The organism is Flavobacterium sp. H4147, from assembly GCF_029360735.1.
Taxonomy (GTDB): Bacteria; Bacteroidota; Bacteroidia; order Flavobacteriales; family Flavobacteriaceae; genus Flavobacterium; species Flavobacterium endoglycinae.
In genome coordinates, this window is the sequence record NZ_JARKNB010000003.1 from 545,078 (window position 1) to 563,612 (window position 18,535).

At 35.0% G+C, this 18,535-nt stretch carries 12 protein-coding genes; all 12 read right to left on the bottom strand.

The annotated features are described in order from the left end of the window. Positions 1 to 2,496 (bottom strand): hypothetical protein (locus P2W75_RS16345; protein ID WP_276381306.1); only part of this gene is annotated, 2,496 nt, incomplete at its 3' end. A 796-nt stretch (positions 2,497 to 3,292) separates the two neighbouring features. Next, positions 3,293 to 4,039, bottom strand: a complete 747-nt coding sequence (locus tag P2W75_RS16350) for a rhamnogalacturonan acetylesterase (RefSeq protein ID WP_276381307.1) — start codon at positions 4,037 to 4,039, stop codon at positions 3,293 to 3,295. A gap of 30 nt (positions 4,040 to 4,069) precedes the next feature. Continuing rightward, positions 4,070 to 5,428, bottom strand: coding sequence for a glycoside hydrolase family 28 protein (locus P2W75_RS16355; protein ID WP_276381308.1), 1,359 nt, complete (start codon positions 5,426 to 5,428; stop codon positions 4,070 to 4,072). An 8-nt stretch (positions 5,429 to 5,436) separates the two neighbouring features. Further along, positions 5,437 to 7,437, bottom strand: coding sequence for a pectate lyase (pelA, locus tag P2W75_RS16360; RefSeq protein ID WP_276381309.1), 2,001 nt, complete (start codon positions 7,435 to 7,437; stop codon positions 5,437 to 5,439). A gap of 160 nt (positions 7,438 to 7,597) precedes the next feature. After that, on the bottom strand, positions 7,598 to 9,196 hold the full coding sequence (locus P2W75_RS16365; protein ID WP_276381310.1) for a glycoside hydrolase 43 family protein: 1,599 nt from the start codon (positions 9,194 to 9,196) through the stop codon (positions 7,598 to 7,600). A 68-nt stretch (positions 9,197 to 9,264) separates the two neighbouring features. Next, a complete protein-coding gene (locus tag P2W75_RS16370; RefSeq protein WP_276381311.1) occupies positions 9,265 to 10,485 on the bottom strand; it encodes a glycoside hydrolase family 105 protein in 1,221 nt (406 codons plus the stop codon). Positions 10,486 to 10,507: 22 nt separating this feature from the next. Further along, positions 10,508 to 11,509 carry a glycoside hydrolase family 105 protein gene (locus tag P2W75_RS16375; protein WP_276381312.1) on the bottom strand — a complete coding sequence of 334 codons (1,002 nt, stop codon included), beginning with the start codon at positions 11,507 to 11,509 and terminating at the stop codon, positions 10,508 to 10,510. Between the two features lie 31 nt (positions 11,510 to 11,540). Further along, positions 11,541 to 11,735 carry a hypothetical protein gene (locus P2W75_RS16380; RefSeq protein WP_276381313.1) on the bottom strand — a complete coding sequence of 65 codons (195 nt, stop codon included), beginning with the start codon at positions 11,733 to 11,735 and terminating at the stop codon, positions 11,541 to 11,543. Then, positions 11,735 to 12,700: a DUF4861 family protein gene (locus P2W75_RS16385; RefSeq protein ID WP_276381314.1), complete on the bottom strand. Its 966-nt coding sequence runs from the start codon at positions 12,698 to 12,700 to the stop codon at positions 11,735 to 11,737. The genes P2W75_RS16380 and P2W75_RS16385 overlap by 1 nt, the downstream gene beginning before the upstream one ends. A gap of 11 nt (positions 12,701 to 12,711) precedes the next feature. Next, on the bottom strand, positions 12,712 to 13,647 hold the full coding sequence (locus tag P2W75_RS16390) for an alpha/beta hydrolase (protein WP_276381315.1): 936 nt from the start codon (positions 13,645 to 13,647) through the stop codon (positions 12,712 to 12,714). Positions 13,648 to 13,747: 100 nt separating this feature from the next. Continuing rightward, positions 13,748 to 15,421: a RagB/SusD family nutrient uptake outer membrane protein gene (locus P2W75_RS16395; protein WP_276381316.1), complete on the bottom strand. Its 1,674-nt coding sequence runs from the start codon at positions 15,419 to 15,421 to the stop codon at positions 13,748 to 13,750. Positions 15,422 to 15,433: 12 nt separating this feature from the next. Then, positions 15,434 to 18,535, bottom strand: a complete 3,102-nt coding sequence (locus P2W75_RS16400; RefSeq protein ID WP_276381317.1) for a TonB-dependent receptor — start codon at positions 18,533 to 18,535, stop codon at positions 15,434 to 15,436.

The window sequence follows — 18,535 nt, forward strand, 5'->3', positions numbered from 1 at the left end:
CTGCTTATCTGTTCCGTTATAGCTTACATTACCTCCTGTATGTTTTACAATATCCTCAATGATCTGTTTAACATTATCGTTGCCGGCAATTGCTGTAAAGTTGCTTGTAACATCTCCCACAACATTGATTATTACCGTAGCACCTTTTTCGTTAGTATACGTGTAGGTGCCGTCGTTATTATTGGTTAACGTTGTAACCGTTTCATTGTTCTTAACAAGGTCATTGATGTTGATAACCTGAGGTGTTCCATTTTCATCAACATATGTAAATTCTTTATTACCTGCATTATAGCTTACATTGCCTGCCGTATGGTTAACGATATTCTCAATGATCTGCTTAACATCGCCGCCGCTTGCAATTGTCGAGAAGTTGTTGGTAACATCTCCCACAACATTGATCGTTACAGGAATACCTTTTTCATTGGTATACGTGTAGGTGCCGTCGTTATTATTGGTTAACGTTGTTACCGTTTCATTGTTCTTAACAAGGTCATTGATGTTGATAACCTGCGGTGTTCCGTTTTCATCAACATATGTAAATTCTTTATTACCTGCATTATAGCTTACATTGCCTGCCGTATGGTTAACGATATTCTCAATGATCTGCTTAACATCGCCGCCGCTTGCAATTGTCGAGAAGTTGTTGGTAACATCTCCCACAACATTGATCGTTACAGGAATACCTTTTTCATTGGTATACGTGTAGCTTCCGTCGTTATTATTGGTTAACGTTGTTACCGTTTCGTTGTTCTTAACAAGGTCATTGATGTTGATAACCTGAGGTGTTCCGTTTTCATCAACATACGTAAATTCTTTATTACCTGCATTATAGCTTACATTGCCTGCCGTATGGTTAACGATATTCTCGATGATCTGCTTAACATCGCCGCCGCTTGCAATTGTCGAGAAGTTGTTGGTAACATCTCCCACAACATTGATCGTTACAGGAATACCTTTTTCATTGGTATACGTGTAGCTTCCGTCGTTATTATTGCTTATTGTCGTAACCGTTTCGTTGTTCTTAACAAGGTCATTGATGTTGATAACCTGCGGTGTTCCATTCTGGTCAATATACGTAAATTCTTTATTGCCTGCATTATAGCTTACATTGCCTGCCGTATGGTTAACAATATTCTCAATGATCTGCTTAACCTGTGTAGTATTAGCGATGGTTGAGAAATTTGTTGCAACATCTCCCACAACATTGATCGTTACAGGAATACCTTTTTCATTGGTATACGTGTAGCTTCCGTCGTTATTATTGCTTATTGTCGTAACCGTTTCGTTGTTCTTAACAAGGTCATTGATGTTGATAACCTGAGGTGTTCCGTTTTCATCAACATACGTAAATTCTTTATTACCTGCGTTATAGCTTACATTGCCTGCCGTATGGTTAACGATATTCTCAATGATCTGCTTAACCTCGCCGCCGCTTGCAATTGTCGAGAAGTTGTTGGCAACATCTCCCACAACATTGATCGTTACAGGAATACCTTTTTCATTGGTATACGTGTAGCTTCCGTCGTTATTATTGCTTATTGTCGTAACCGTTTCGTTGTTCTTAACAAGGTCATTGATGTTGATAACCTGCGGTGTTCCATTCTGGTCAATATACGTAAATTCTTTATTGCCTGCATTATAGCTTACATTGCCTGCCGTATGGTTAACAATATTCTCAATGATCTGCTTAACCTGTGTAGTATTGGCAATGGTTGAGAAATTTGTTGCAACATCACCTACAACATTGATCGTTACGGGAATACCTTTTTCATTAGTATACGTGTAGCTTCCGTCGTTATTATTGGTAATTGATGTAACTGTTTCTTTTACAAGATCACTGATATTAATTACTTTCGTTGTTCCAGTCTGATCTACGTACGTAAATTCTTTGTTATTTCCGTCATAGCTTACATTCCCAGATGTATGGTTAACGATATTCTCAATGATCTGCTTAACCTGTGTAGTATTCGCAATTGTTGAGAAGTTGCTGGTAACATCACCAACTACGTTAATTGTTACTGCATTTTTGTTTTCGTTTGTATACGTATAAGTACCGTCTCCATTGTTTTTAACCTCAGTAATTGTTTCTTTTATGAAGTCACTAATGTTGATTACCTGAGGATTACCCGAATTATCAATATAGGTAAATTCTTTAGTAACTGGATTGTAAGTAACTGTTCCGTTTCCAGCTATTTCATCTGAAACAGCAAGTCTTTTCCATCTATCAACATACCAATAGTAGTAACCTGGTTTAATATCAGCTATAAGCTCAGTATTAAAAACCATTAAACTGTTTTCATAACCACTGCTTCCATTGATAACTGTAGTTTTATCCGTTGAATTTTTCAACTTTACTCTTGGAATTAAAATACCTCTATCCTCAGCAAAAACTTCTAATTGCGAAGATGGATTCGGATCCAACTTCCCTACTCCAACCTGTGAGTAGGCAGAATAAGCACCTAAAACTAAAAATAAAGGAAGTAATCTATTCTTCATAATATTTATTATTAATTATTTAGTTATTTTTAAGAATAAACAAATCTCGTTTTCAACAAAATCAAGCCATACATTCTAATTGTAAATCAATGTATTAAAGCTCTTTTTAAAACAACTTACTTATCCTTAACTTCACAGTGCAAAGTTCTTGCGGTTATCTTATTTTTTTTGCCCTAAAAAGTTTTTAAACTAATAACTTAAGACATTATTTTAAAAAATGATTTTGATGAAATTATTAGTGCAACCGTTTAATAATTGATAATAATTACCATTTAAAACATCTGTATACGTACAAATTATGGGGTTTAGAGGTGTTATCCAGAGAAATTTGGATCTTTTATTTAAGATTGGAAAGAATTAAAATACGAACCAGCTAATAAATTATTTAAAAAATATCTTATGTGCAGTTGAATTTTAGAAAATAAAAAAGAGAGAACTTAGTTCTCTCTTTTCAGTTTCAAAAAAATTTGATGGAATTTGAAAAACCAGTAATAAAGCCCCGAACATTATTACTATAAAGATTCATTGACAAAGATCGTATATATAAAATACTAAGACAGCCCCTAAAAGTTATTAAAGTATTACAATAAGACATAAAACTTATATTTTGATTATATGTCAAAAAAAAGAGAGAACAATTGTTCTCTCTTTTACTAATAAACCTAAATCTTTATCAAGAAAACGAAAAGACCATTTTAAAATCAATTAAATAGTCAAATCAAAATTTCTTCTGCAAAGATCTTATTTGTATTACTACGATAGTGCCTCTAAAAGTTTTAAAAATTGTATTTTAAGACTAAAATCTTATGTTTTTTCTTAATTTATCTAAGGAAGAATCATTCAGGCTCTTCAATTGGTTGATTACAATTTGTGCAATTTCTGTTGCTCCTTTTAAAGAAAGATGTGTATCATCGGCTTTGTCTTTATCGTAATACGGATTTTCTCCAGCCTTAAAGTGTAAATGCAATTCTTTCGATTTATCTGGACCATAAGATTGTTCCAGTTGTTCTGTATAATATTCTAAATCAATAAAAGGTACTTTATATTCTTGTGCTACTAAACGGGTTTCTAATGGATAATCGCCATGTGTGGGAATCAAAACTCCTTTTTCATTGAAATTTCGTCTGGCAATAGAAGTCAGCAAAATAGGAATTGCGCCTTTTTCTCTACTTTCATTTACAAAACGAATTAAATTGTATCGGTATGCTGTATGCGGATTAGTATAACGGCTAGGGTCTTCGATTTTTTCATCGTTATGTCCGAATTCAATAAAAACATAATCTCCTTTTTTTAGTTTTTTATAAATAGAATCCCAACGGTTTTCGTTTATAAAGCTTTTGGTACTTCTTCCATTTACAGCTTTATTTACAACCACTATATTATCTGTAAAGAATAGTTGTAAAACTTGTGCCCATCCATGTTCTGGATTCTTTTCAGGATCTTTTTTATTCGCCATTGTTGAATCGCCAATACAATACAAAGTTGTTTTTTGTGCAAAACAGTTTAATGCCAGCAGGGTGAAAAGTAAAATGTATTTTTTCATTATTGTCCTATTTTAAACTTTTAAACATTCTTAATTCTTAGAAACCGCTGTAGGAACTCCTGCCCTTTTACCGATAAAAACATCTGTCATTAATACATTATCCGCATTTTCATTTGACAGGGCATTTTTAGCTTCTTTGATTTCAATATTTTTTAAAGTAATGTTTTTGATTTTTTTATCTGGAAATCCTTGAATTACAATTCCCGATTCAGAAGCTTTGTTACAGCTTATATGTGCAAAATGTATATTCGAAATGTCCGATTGGTATCCATTTCCTTCTCCGTGATAATTGGCTGTAATGTATAAGCAATCTTCAACCTCATCTAATTTAATATTTCTAACAAAGACATTCTTGATATAACCGCCTCGGTCTGCATTAGTTTTTAGGTAAATTCCTCTTTTCAAATAACCATTTGTTTTACAGTTTTCAACAAAAACGTTCTGTACGCCTGCCGACATTTCGCTGCCAATCACAACTCCATGCAGTCCTTTGAAATTGCAGTTTCTAATAATAATATTTTCACTTGGAGTAGCTGTATTGGCTCTTCCTTCATGATCTCTTCCTGCTTTTATGGCTACATTATCATCTCCGTTATCGAAATTTACGTTTTCGATTAAAACATCTTTTGCATATTCTGGATCGATTCCGTCATTATTATGATTAAGAGATTTATAACTTATACCTTTAATTGTAATGCTTTGAGATTTTAAAAGATGCAGACACCAGAATGGCGAATTTTCAATCCGGACGCCTTCAACTACTATATTTTTACAATTAAAAAACTGAATCATTTGTGGACGCAGGAAATAACCTTCCCCAAACTTTCTGTCTTTTAAAGGTATATTGTTATGGTTCATATCTCGGCTACGATTTTTTCCCTCAGTTTCTTTTGCTTTAAAACTTTTCCAAATGTTTCCTCCCGCTCCATCAATTGTTCCTTCTCCCGTAATGGCAATATTAGTACAGTCATAAGCATAAATTAACGGACTGTAATTGTAAAGCATGGTTCCTTCCCAACTTGTTAAAACCATTGGAAGATAATCTTTAGGGTTGTCACTAAATTTAATCCTAGCTCCTTTTTCAAGTTTTAGATTTACATTGCTCACAAAATGAATAGGACCATTTATTTTGTAAATTCCTTTAGGAACAATGATTGTTCCGCCGTTATTCTTTTTGCACAAAGCCATAGCTTTATCAAAAATGGCTTTGTTGTTACTAACAGAATCTCCCTTTGCTCCCAGTTTACTGATATTGATTTGATAAGAAGGAAAAACGGGCAATTGAATTCGCTTTACAATTGAATCTACTTTCGATACTGGAAATTCTGAATTTTGTGCAAAAGCAGTACAAGAAATCATCCATAGAAAAAGAAAAAACTTTATATTCATAATCTAGTTTATTTTGAATACCAATTGGGTATTGTGTCTTTTAAAATAGTTTCTGCAGTATATTTTTCAGCTTCGGATTTCTTTAACTGGTGTGACCATGATACTCTTTTTGCAGGTTGAAATCCTTCTCCACTGCAATTGTATTCAGCGTAAAAAGTATTCTTTTCAGCTTCTGGTTTTGACCAATTTTCCCAGCCTTCCGGTTTTATTTGTTTTCCCATTTCACAGTTTAGAAATATTGTTTTAGCATAAATACGCCAAGGTCTTCCTAAATATACTGCATTTGCTGATAGCTCTGCTGTTAGTTTACAGTTTTTAAAAACAAAACCAAATTCTGTTCCCTGCGGTGTTGAAGCTGCGGTTATGTATGAACTTTTAATACTGTGAATTTCGCAATTTTCGAATAATGCTGTTGCTCCTCCAAAAATAAAATCGGTTGTACCTTCAATGTAACAGTCTTTGAAATATTGTTTGGCATTTTGTCCTGATAGATATAAAGTATCTTGGTTTCCTAACAAGTTACAATTCACAACTTTTACACGATTGGCTGTAACTGACAATGCAATTCCCTGCCCGCGATCGCCCGAAGCATTTTTAATGGTCAGGTTAGAAACTGTAACATCATTTGCTTCTACCAAAAGAGTATAAGTATAAAATGTGCTGTTTCTACCTAAACTGATTTTAGAGAAATTATCGTCAAAAGTGATGATTGTTTTTTCTTTGCTTTCTCCTAATAGACTAACATTCGTATTCCATTCTGGGATTCGGACTTTTTCATTGTAAGTTCCGTTTTTTACATATATGGTTACTTTTTCATACGGAAAAGCTGGAGACGCATATATGGCATCCTGAATTTTTGTAAAATCTCCCGAACCGTCTTGTGCAACAGTAATATAATTGACGATCTTTTTATCAGTTTCTGATACTTTTGTACCATTTTTTACGGCCCAAGCTGGATATTTTTTCAATACATCCAACGGATCATCTGTATACCAAGCGTAGCCATTTCGACGTTCGCTTCCTATATCACTTAAGGATTTTTTCTTAACTCCGTCACGATCTGAAAAAAAAGGTTCGTTGGTGTCGAGTTCCATAAACCTTGCCCAAACCGGAGATCCATTTTGTACTGTAATGATTCTTTTGTCAACCGTTTTCCCTTTATCATTTAGAATGGGTTCTTCTTTAATATTGGTAATTTTAGTTTTTTCAAACCAAGCATAGGCACTTTTTACTGCCGTTATAATTTCGGGTGATGGTTTTTCGATTGACATTAAAAGCAATACAATTCCTGCGGATTCTTTTCCGCTAAGCGAAGGAAGTTCGTATGCACGTGCTTTTGCAGGCAGCAACGTAACTTCATCGTGTTGAGCACACCAACCTGTTAAAACTCCATTTTGTTTGTATTGTGTTTTTAAAATACAGTCGATTCCCTTATCAAAGGCGGTTTTGGTTTTTGTCACAATTTCTTTTGATGGTTTGATGCTGTAAAAATCCGTTTCTTCACTGATTTCTTTCAATACATTCAAAATGCGAGTCATCGAATCATCATTATAAGTAATATGGGTATAATATCCTTTTTTAAGCGGATAAAACTGCGGCCATCCTCCATTTGGATATTGTGCTTCTAAAAGATAACTCAATCCTTTTAAAAAAGAATCTTTGTAACGTTCGTCTTTTACTTGAGCATACATTCTGGACATGAATAACATTTCCTGAGTAGTAGCGCCATTGTCTGTCGTGGTTTCTGCTGCGTTTTTCTTTTCTGCTAGAAGTTTATTTTTTTGCGAAGCGGAAAGTTCATCCTGCATGGGAATGTTTTTAGGCCATCCTCCAATATCTCTTTGATATAAAAGTACATTTTCAGCTATCTTTTTAGCTTCATCAGAAGCAAACCAAGATGCATCGTTTTTACGAATAATATCTGGCCATCTTTTATAGGTGTTTTGAGCCTGAAGTACAGTACTCCAAAACACTATCACAATTAAGGTTGCTTTTTTTAATAGAATCATTTTTAATGTTTTTTTGGAAGTTAGGTTAGAGGTTATGAGTTATGAGTTATGAGTTATGAGTTTGGGTTAAATGTTTTCATCATAATATTATTCAATCCTCAACATTGATAACTTTTAATTTTTAACTTTTAACTCATAATTCATAACTCATAACTTTTACCTATTTCCTCACTCTAAACCAATCAACTGCTACATTTCCGGAGTCATTGGTTACTTTTTCGCTTAAAGCGAAAAGTCCCATTTTGGCGCCGATCCATTTTCCTTCAACCGAAGTAAAATCATTTCCAATTGGCTGATAATTTTTATCGTCTAAACTATAAAAGAAACTGCAGATTGCTCCTTTTTTTACTTTTACCCTCAAGTAAATAGTAGTATTTGAAATCAAAATCGGTTTTGTTTCTGTCTCTGAAACGGTTTTCTTAAAAGTTCCTGTTTTCTGGTTTAAGTATAATTTTCCGTTGTCATTTTTCAGACACAAATAACTATAATCTAATCCCATGATTATTAAACCTGTACTTTCTCCATTTAGTCGGGTATTGAAAGTCAATTTAGTCGTAACGGTAAATTCCTCAGCTGGAAATTTCTGCAAGAGCAGGTTCGGAGCTTCAAAGATTTTTTTACTGTCGGAAATTGTATTTACACAAAATAAATTCAGATATCCCATACTTGTTGGAAATCCCCAATTAATCTGCGAATTGGCTTGCCATTGCCATTGAAGTCCAAGTTTTGGTTCGTTAAATTCATCTGATGTTGCCGGATTTTCAATTGGGTATTTTTTACCAACATTCGGTTTTTTGAATGTGGTAACAGGTTCTCCAATTCCATTTTTGTCAAAATCCTGTCCCATTACCGGCCAATCTTTTTCCCATTTCATTGGTTGTAAATGCACAATTCTTCCGTACGCACCTTTATCCTGAAAATGAATAAACCAATCTTCTCCAGTTTGTGTTTGTACCCAAGCTCCTTGGTGCGGACCGTTTATTTTTGTTGATCCCTGTTCTAATACTTTTTTCTTTTCGTAAGGACCAAATACATTTTTTGATCTTAAAATAGTTTGCCAGCCTGTTGGAACGCCGCCAGCAGGAGCAAAAATGTAATAGTAGTTATTTCGTTTGTAGAATTTAGGTCCTTCAATAGTACCCTCGCCATCATGTCCGTCAATAACCATAACTTCATCATTGTTAGCAATTGTTCCTTGGGGATTCATCGTGCAGACTACTAATAAACTTTTAATCTGCGCACGGCTTCCGGCAAAGGCATGTGCGAGATATGCTTTTCCATCATCATCCCAAAGCGGACTTGGATCGATTAATCCCGTTCCAGATTTCACTAATAAAGGCTCTGACCACGGTCCTTCGGCTTTTTGGGATTTAATCATATAAATTCCAAAATCAGGATCGGGATAATAAATATAAAATTCATTGTTATGAAAAGTAATGCTTGGTGCCCAAACACCATTTCCGTGCTGAACTTTATTGTACGTTTCAAAAGGAGGCTGTTTTGGCAGCGCATAACTTATGATTTTCCAGTTTACCAAGTCTTTAGAATGCAAAATTGGTAATCCGGGAATACAGTTAAAAGAAGATGCTGTCATATAAAAATCGTCACCAACCCTAACCACATCAGGATCTGAATAATCGGCGTGAATGATAGGATTTGTATAAGTTCCGTCTCCATTATCAGGTGTCCAGACTTGTGCGGTATTTTTCTGTACTGAGAAAATGGAAAGGAGAAAAAGGATGATTTTTATATTTTTCATTTTAAAAGTATTTGGATTTTAATGAATCCTGACAAGTTTTAAGAGTCAGGATTTCACTCCATAAAATCTTATCTGTTCAATTCTAAAGCGGCTAAAATAAAAGGTCCCGTTGCTTTAGGATCGTTGTCTTTTTTTCTTTCGTTTACGTAATATTCGTAAGAACCGTCACGATATGGATTTCCTCCTAAACCTGCCACCTGACAGCAGTTTGTTAGAGTAATACCGCCATCTTCATCAACTTTTTTGATTAAAATTTTAGTCAATCCATCAAAAGCTTTGTTGGCTAGTTTTTTATATTTAGAAGGCAGATATCCTTTATTTGCTCCTTTTGCAAAAGCATAAGCAAACATGGCCGATCCTGAAGCTTCTAAATAGTTATCTTTTCCTCCTGCTTTATCTGTTACCTGATACCATAATCCAGTTTTGTCCTGATATTTAGCTAATGCGGCAGAAGCATTGTTTAAGTATTTAATCAGTTCAGGTCTTTTGGGGTGCTCTTTTGGGAAATAATCTAAAACATCAACCAATGCCATCACATACCAGCCTAATGCTCTTGACCAAAAGTTTGGAGAGTTTCCTGTTTCTTTATTGGCCCAAGGCATTTCTTTGCTTTCATCCCAGCCATGATACAATAATCCTGTTTTGGGATCTGTAGCGTGAAGCTGAATTAATTCAAACTGTTTGGCGATATCATCAAAGCTTTTTCCATTTTCGAATATCAGTGTGTATTGGGCGTAGAATGGTTCTCCCATATATAAACCGTCTAACCACATTTGGTTTGGATAAATTTGTTTGTGCCAGAATCCTCCGCTTGCTGTACGTGGCTGTTCTGCTAACTGTTTGCGAACTAACTGCATTGCTTTTAAATATTTATCATCTTTCGTTTCGGCATAAATATCAAATAACAAACGTCCCGGTACTACTAAGTCGATGTTGTATTTATCGAATTCGTATGTTTTAATCGATCCGTCAGCCTGCACCAATTCATCTACATAACCTCTTATGTAGGCTTTGTATCTTGGATCTGGATTTTTCTTGTATAATTCCTCAATTGAATGTAAAACCAAGGCATGAACATAATCCCATTTTGGCTTTTTAGCATCATCCAGCATGTAACTTTCTGGATGGCGTTTCATTAAAGTCAAAGCCATTTTATCTGACCATTTCATGTCTTTAGAAATCACGATTTCCTTTTTTGCCGGTTCCTGCGTGATTGCTTTACATCCTGATAAAGCCAGCGCGCACACTAATAAAACCGACATAAAACTTTGTTTCCTTCTACTTTTCATTTCAAAATATATTTAAATTCTACTATTTTTTTAATTCTATGGCACTTAATAAAAAGGCTGCTAATGCGGGAGAACTGTTATCTTTCGTTTTGCTTTTGGCATAATATTCATTTGTACCGTCTCGGAAAGGTTTTCCACCTAAACCAACATTTGATGAAACATTTGAAATGGTAATTTCATTATTTTCATTCGTTTTCACAAATTCTTTAATAAAGGCATCAAAAGATTTTTGTGCTGTTTTTTTATAAGATGATGGCAGATATTCTTTGTTTACTCCTTTTGCCAATCCATAAATTATCATTGCTGATCCTGAGGACTCTAGAAAATTTCCCTGTAGTTCTGGTTTATCAGTAACCTGATACCATAATCCCGAAGAACTTTGGGCTTTAACTGCATTCTGTGCAATTTCATTCAAAAATTCTACTAGTTCTTTTTGTTTGGGATGATTCTTTGGAAAATAATCCAATGTTTCCACCAATGCCATCATGTACCAGCCAATTCCTCTACTCCAGATTGTTGGCGATGTTCCTGTTTCACGATTTGCCCAGCCAATTTCTTTCGATTCATCCCAAGCATGATACAGTAAACCTGTTTTGAGATCCTTTAAATGATCGTGTGCTAATTCAAATTGTTTAGCAATATCATCTAAACTTTTTCCATTTTCATACGTAACTGTGTATTGCGCATAAAAAGGTTCTGCCATGTACAAACCATCAATCCACATTTGATTAGGATAAATTTGTTTGTGCCAAAAACCACCGCTTGGCGTTCTGGGCTGACTTGCAATCTGTTTTCTTAATTGCTCAATTACGGTCTGATAACGTTTGTCTTTTGTTATTTCATACAAATTGAACAGCAGTTTCCCAGGATTTACATAATCGATATTGTATTCGTTGATATCGTATTTTAGTATGTTTCCGTTACTGTCGATCAATTCATCTGCATATGCTTTAATATAATTGAGGTATTTTTTGTCTTTGGTTTGCTGATATAATTTCTCAAAAGCAGACAAAGTCAAACTCATTTTATAATCCCATTTGGGTTTCTCAGTTCCGTCAATCTGCCACGCTTTTGGGATATTTGTTTAAAATAGTTAAAGCGGTTTTCCCCGACCATTTTGCATGAGCAGGAATTACATTTTTTTCTGCATTATCTTTATTTTGCGCCAATGACAAACTACTGATAAACAAAAACAAACCAAGAGCTGTTTTGGAAAAATTGATTTTTATGAAAACAGATTTTAAAAACATTACATTTTGCCTTTTTTGTTCAAAATTTCTAATTGAGCATCCAGATATTTCACGAATTCTTCTTGCGATTTAATTCCGTTTTTCTCTTGTTCCCACGCTCCTAATAAATAAAAAGAACTTGCTTTTGTACTAGGTTTGAAAACTAAAAGATAATCCAAATCAGTATCGGCGATACTTTCGATTGTATTTACTTCATAGAAAATAGCCATTCCTAATTTGTCTGGAACTAAAGACTGTACGCCGTAAGTTGCTAAATAAGCCCATTTTTTGTTTTTGCTTTCTTTTTTAAGCAGTTCAGTATTTTTTTGTTTTACAATCCCTGTACAGATTCCCTTAATTTCTTTTGAAGCTTGAATGGTATGTTTTGTGTAAAGCTGATCTGGCTTAATAGTCAATATTGATGTAAAATCAATTTTGTCAGAAGCAGTTTTCCATCCATAGTAATTCACTTTTACAATAGATTCGTTTGTTTTATTGGCTACAGTAGCAATAGTTGAATCTACTTCGCGGAAATGCAGTTTCTCATTGTTTAAATAACGATCAATTGAACCAATTCCAATTCCTTTTCCAGCTTTTAAAATATCAGCTCCCCAATCACTCATTTCATGATAAGAATCAAAACCGTCTTGTCCTACTATAGGAAGAATATTTTCTGAGGTTTTTTTACCAAAAATATCAATCGCATTTCTCCAATCTAAATACAAGCGGTAACCAATTCTGTTATTTTCCCAGCCCGGACCTTCATAACGAATATCAAAAGAATGATCCGTATGTTCTGGTGCTAATTTTAAGCGATCTACATTTTTAAAAACGGTTCCGCCTTTGTATTTTCTTCCTTCCCAATGTCCATCTGTTTTTGCCGAAATTTCAGCGTATGTTTTTGCGGTTTTAATATCGTATTTCTGAGCATTTATAGAGGTTAAACCTGCTAAAAATAAGGCTGCAACTGTAATTTTTGTTTTCATTTTTATGGTAATTATTTGAATATCTTGTTTAAAAAATTGACTGTAAAATCAACCGTTTGACTAAACCAAGGCTGAAAAAACCAGAAAGAATGAGGTGAATTTTCCAATGTATGTACCTCACTGTAAATTTTATGCTGATTTAAAATTGCAATCATATCATCTCTTCCTGCATGAAATCTCGGAATACTGCTGTTGATGAATAATGTTGGCGGTGTATTGCCGTCAGTATTATTTAAAGCCGAAGCATTTTTCCAGTTTTCAGTACTTTCTTCATAAGAACCTCCTAACCAGAATGCTGCCATTTCTCCTTCTGAAGATTCGGGATGTTTGAAAGCCAAAACGCCGTCTACATTAATAATCGCATTTACTTTTGAAGAAGAACTACTTTTAAAAGAAGGATCTTCAAAATTGAATTTTCCGTTTGTAGTACCAATCAAAGCTGCCATTTGACCTCCCGAAGAACAGCCTAAAACCGCAATTTTGTCTGGATCTACTTTGAATTTCTTTGCATTATCTTTTATAAACTTAATGGCATTCTTAACATCGTAAACTCCATACGGATATTTTGCTTCAAACGATAATCGGTATTCGATTGTGAAACATGAAAAACCTTTTCCCGCAATTTCTTGTGCCATTGCATTCATTTGGTCTTTGTTTCCTGATCTCCAGCCTCCGCCATGAATCATAACCACAACAGGATTTTTCTTTTTTGCATTGTTTACAAATGCATCGAGATGTAAGGTTCTTTGTTTTTCTTCGAAATACGGAACATTTAATATTTGTTCAACATTTTTATTTTCAGTAATAACAGGAATCGTTATAAACGGATACTTTTTGATCAATTTCGTATATGTGCTTTTCACAGTGTATGATGTGTCTACACGGTAAGTTCCCTGTGCTTGTAAAACACTGGTGAGCAATACTAAAATCAATACTATTTTTCGCATTAAATTCAATTTAGTTTTTAGTTAAGAAAGGAGTTCGGCTTTTTGCCAAACTCCTTCTTTCTGCTTCAAAAAAACAATTTCTCAAAATTTAATCAAATTACTAATAACCTGGATTTTGAGGAAAATCTTTGTTTTGGTTTAAGTCCAATGCCGTTTGTGGTATTGGTCTTAATATTTTCAACTGACCGCCAACTCCTACAAAATTGGCCGCTTTAATTTTATAATTGTGTGCCGAAGCTCTTGCTACAAGTGTTCCGGTACGTTTTAAATCAAACCATCTTTTGTATTCTCCTAATAACTCTCTTCCTCTTTCATCTAAAATATAATCGATGTTGAACTCACCTGCTGCTGCATTTACTACTCCGGCTCTTCTTCTTACTTCATTTAAACGATCAAGTCCAGTTGATGGCTGTCCTGCTTTTAAATACGCTTCGGCTGCGATTAAATACGTTTCTCCTAGTCTTGAAACGATAATGTCTCTTGTGCTTACTGGACCTGTGCTTGATGGCGTTGTAGGATCTGGATCGTCAAATTTCTTAACTGGAATTGTATAACAATCTAAGTTTTGAATTAACGAATGAGCTGCAGAATATTCTCCCCAAGGATGATACACAAACGTTGATGATAATCTTGAAGCATTTGCAGTCATCCAAGCTGCTTTATCTGCTGGCGTAAACCATTTTGGCTCATAAAAATGTCTCACTTTTAACGAAGCAGGATTTGTGCTTCTGTAATACGGATAGTACAAAACATTTTTAGTAACTCCGTTTGTGGTTTCAGGACCTTCTAGGATTTCTGTCATAAAAGTGGCATCCCATCTTTTATCTCCTTTTTCATATAAGCCTAAAGCATAATCAGTTGGACATAAATTGTAACTTCTTAAAGGCGCTCCTGTTTCGGCTCCTCCTAAATAAGAACTGAAATAGTAAAATTGGTTATTCCCTAATTTTGTTGGATCTGTACTTGTGGAAGCTTTATCGTACTGAACTGAGAAAATCGTTTCTGCATTTAAATCATTTCCGGGTTTGAATAATTGGTCAAAAGCAAGATTTAATCCTTGTCCGCCAATTGCAGCATCTGCGTAAGCGGCTGCTTTTGCAAAATCATCGGCTTTGCCAAATGTTTCATAACCACGTGTTAAATATACTTTTGCCAGTAAATCATTTACTGCTCTTTTGTTTACTTTTCCAGAAGTATTGTAAGCTGTCGTTCCCACATTTGCTAAAGCAAAATCCAAATCTGCAATAATTTGCGTATACACTTCTTCGGCTGTATTTCTGGTGAATGATAAAACTGGGCTTGTAATATTTTCGTTTACAATGGGCACACCGCCGTATGTTTGAACTAATAGAAAATAGGCATTTGCTCTTAAAAATCTTGCCTCTCCTACTAATGTGTTCAAATTGGCTGTTTGCTCTGTAATTGCTGAATAATAAACGGTTTTATTAACAGATTGAATCAGCTGATAGCACGAATTGTATAAGTCTTCGACATTTGTTGAAGATGGAATTAAAAGCGTATACTGACTCAAACCTGCTGGTTCTGGAGTTCTTCCTTCAGCATACATATCGGTTCCGGCTTCAAAAAGCCAAGGATTTCCTCCATAAATTCCTTTTAACCAAGCATAGTTTGTATTGACAAGCAATTGAAAACCTGATGCTGTTTTATAAGTTCCATCTGCAGGAACGTTTGATAAACTTTCCTCTTCAATGTAATTGCTGCAAGAACTTAAAGTTCCCACAATGATTCCTAATATTATAATGAACTTTTTCATTTTATACCTTTATTAAAATTTAACACTTAATCCCAACTGCGTCGTTACTGATGCCGGACGATTTACACCAAAAGCAGCACCAGCCCATTCAGGGTCATATCCATCAAAATCTGTAAATACAAATGGGTCTAAAACATTTACATAAATTCTCAAATTACTGATTTTAAGTCTTTTCAATAATTCAGAGTTCAAGGTGTATCCTAAAGATATATTTTTAATTTTCACGTAAGAAACGTCTCTGTAATACCCAAATAAAGAAGTCCAATATGCTCCTGCACCAGTTGCTACAGGTCCTGGTCTTGGGTTTGTATTGTTGGCATTTGCTGCAATCCCCGCGCCGTTTGTTGGAATAAAATAATCCATTGCTAATTTCTGACGTCCTCTATCGCTTACATCGGCAAAGTTTTGGTGAAATGTACTCAAAACCGTCTGCCCTTGGCTGGTAAGAACTGAGAAATTAAAATCAAAGCTGCCAACGGTTAATTTAGAATACAAACTTCCCTGCCAATCAGGATTTGCATTTCCTATTACAGTTCTATCGTCTTGATTGAATTTACCATCTCCGTTTAAATCTTTTGGTCTTGCCTGTCCTGGAGCCATTCCGTAAGAAGCTGCCTGCGCTGCTTCACTTTCCTGCCAAACACCATCATAAACGTAGTTGTAATTTGGGTTTAACTCGGCTCCTAAAATCAATTTATTTCCGATGTCACTAACTTGATCTTGATTGTAAATTGACTCTAAACGGTTCACGTTTTTAGTGAAGGTAAAAGTAGTTTCCCAATTTACTTTTTCGCCTTTAATATTTTTGGTGGTTAATAATACTTCAACTCCTTTGTTACTCACTGAACCTACATTCGCATAAGTATTTTTCCAACCAGTTTCTGCTGGTAACTGTTGTTTGTAAATCAATTTATCCGATAATCTGTCGTAAACATCAACACTACCTGTAATTCTGTTATTTAAAAATCCGTAATCAAGACCAAAGTTCAACTCTCTTGTTTTTTCCCACGTTAAATTTTGGTTAGCTAAATTTTCAGACTGCCAGCCCGAAACCACATTTGCTCCGTTTGCATAAAAAGTCTGCTGGTTTAACAACGCCTGAGAAGTGTAAGGCGCAACGTTGTCGTTTCCTGTATACCCCAAACTCGCACGAAGTTTTAAGTCTGAAACCACAGAACTGCTTGCCAAGAATGATTCTTTACTGATTTTCCAGCCTAAAGCTACAGATGGGAAACTCTGCCATTTATTTCCTGCTGATAATACTGACGAACCATCCCAACGTGTTGAAGCCGTTAATAAGTATTTGTCTTTAAAAGTATAATTTAAACGAACGGCATAAGAGCTTAAAGTATTCTTTTGATATCCTGAACTGATGTTGTAACTTGTTTGAACTCCTGATCCCATATTATTCGATCCTACATCAAAAGGCTGATTGTTAGAATACAAATAAGAAGTTTCATCAACATTTGAATACAAACTCTGCAATAATAAAACACTGAAATCGTGGACTTCTTTAAAAGTGTGTTTTAAATCAATTTGGTTATCCCAAGTATAATTAAAATTATTGAAGTTTTTAATTGATGCTGAGTTTTTACCGTTTAAAGTAACACCCGCATTAGTTTGTGCAGTATAGGAAGCACTTGTAACGGTGTTTTCAATACCTCCTGCAAATGTTGTTTTGAATGAAAGCCATTTTAAAGGCTGATATTGAAAGAAGACGTTTCCAACAGTCTGCCATGTTTTTTCTGTTTGCGATGAATTTGCGATTTCCATTAAAGGATTTACGGTACTTGTTTTATTAATCGCCCAAGCACCATTTGGATAAGTTAATTTTCCAGGAAGGAAAAATAATGTTCCAACTTTTTCATTACCGTCAGCATCAATTGCCCAAGGCGACATAAGTGGACTTAATCTAAAGGCATCCTGCATCGCTAAATCACTGCCAAATTGTGTATTTACACGTGCAACAGTAATATTGGCTCCTGTAGTAAATTTGTCGTTGATTTTATGGTTTAATCCAAGTTTGAAAGAATATTTATCCGTAGAATCATTGTCGATAAGTCCTTCGTCACTTTGAACACCAAATCCTAAGTTATAACTCAATCCAGAATCTGAACGCCCTGTAACATTTAAATAGTTGTTCTGCGTCATACCAGGTTTAAGAACGGCATCTGCCCAGTCAAAACTATAACCGTTGTTGGCTCTTGCCACTAATAACGGACTTTGATTTCCTGCTAAAGCGGCAAGCTGCGCTGGGGTTTGCGTGGCTGGAGTAGCACTCATATAAGCCACTTGATGAAATTTCCACCATTCTTCTCCGCTCATCATTTTAGGCATTCTGGCTGCCGTTTTTGTTCCGTAAGAAGAATCAAAAGTTACATTGATTCCTGATTTTACATTGGCACCGCTTTTTGTGGTTACGATAATAACACCGCTTGCTCCACGAGAACCGTATATAGCAGCTGAAGAAGCGTCTTTTAAAACATCCATTCTTGAAATGTCCTGCGGATTAAGAAAGTCAATATTATCAACAGGAACGCCATCCACCACATATAATGGAGATGATCCTACTAATGAGTTATTTCCTCTAATTACTACTTTATATCCGTCTCCTGCACGACCAGAACTTGCCGAAATCTGAACTCCGGGAGTGCTTCCTTGAATTGCTTCGAGTGCGCTGGTGGTATTTCTTTCTGTAATTGTTGCAGCACTAATAGTACTTACAGAACCTGTAAGATCGGTTTTCTTTACAGAACCGTATCCTACCACTACTACTTCGTTTAGTGAATTAGATTGTTCGGCAAGACTTACATTAATTTTTGTTTTTCCGGCAACGCTTATTTCTTGTGTCTGAAAACCCAAATAACTGATTACTAAAACAGCTTTGTTATTGGTTACATTGATTTTAAAACTTCCCTCAAAATCAGTTGAAGTTCCATTTTGAGTTCCCTTTTCCAGAATGTTTACACCTGGTAGTGATAATCCTGTAGCATCTGTAATTTTCCCTTCAATTGCGGTAGACTGAGCATTCGCAGTCTGGCTCAGCAGAAAATTCAGAAAAAATAAAAATACAAGACTGTATTTTACTTTCTTTAATTGTTGTTTAATCTTCAT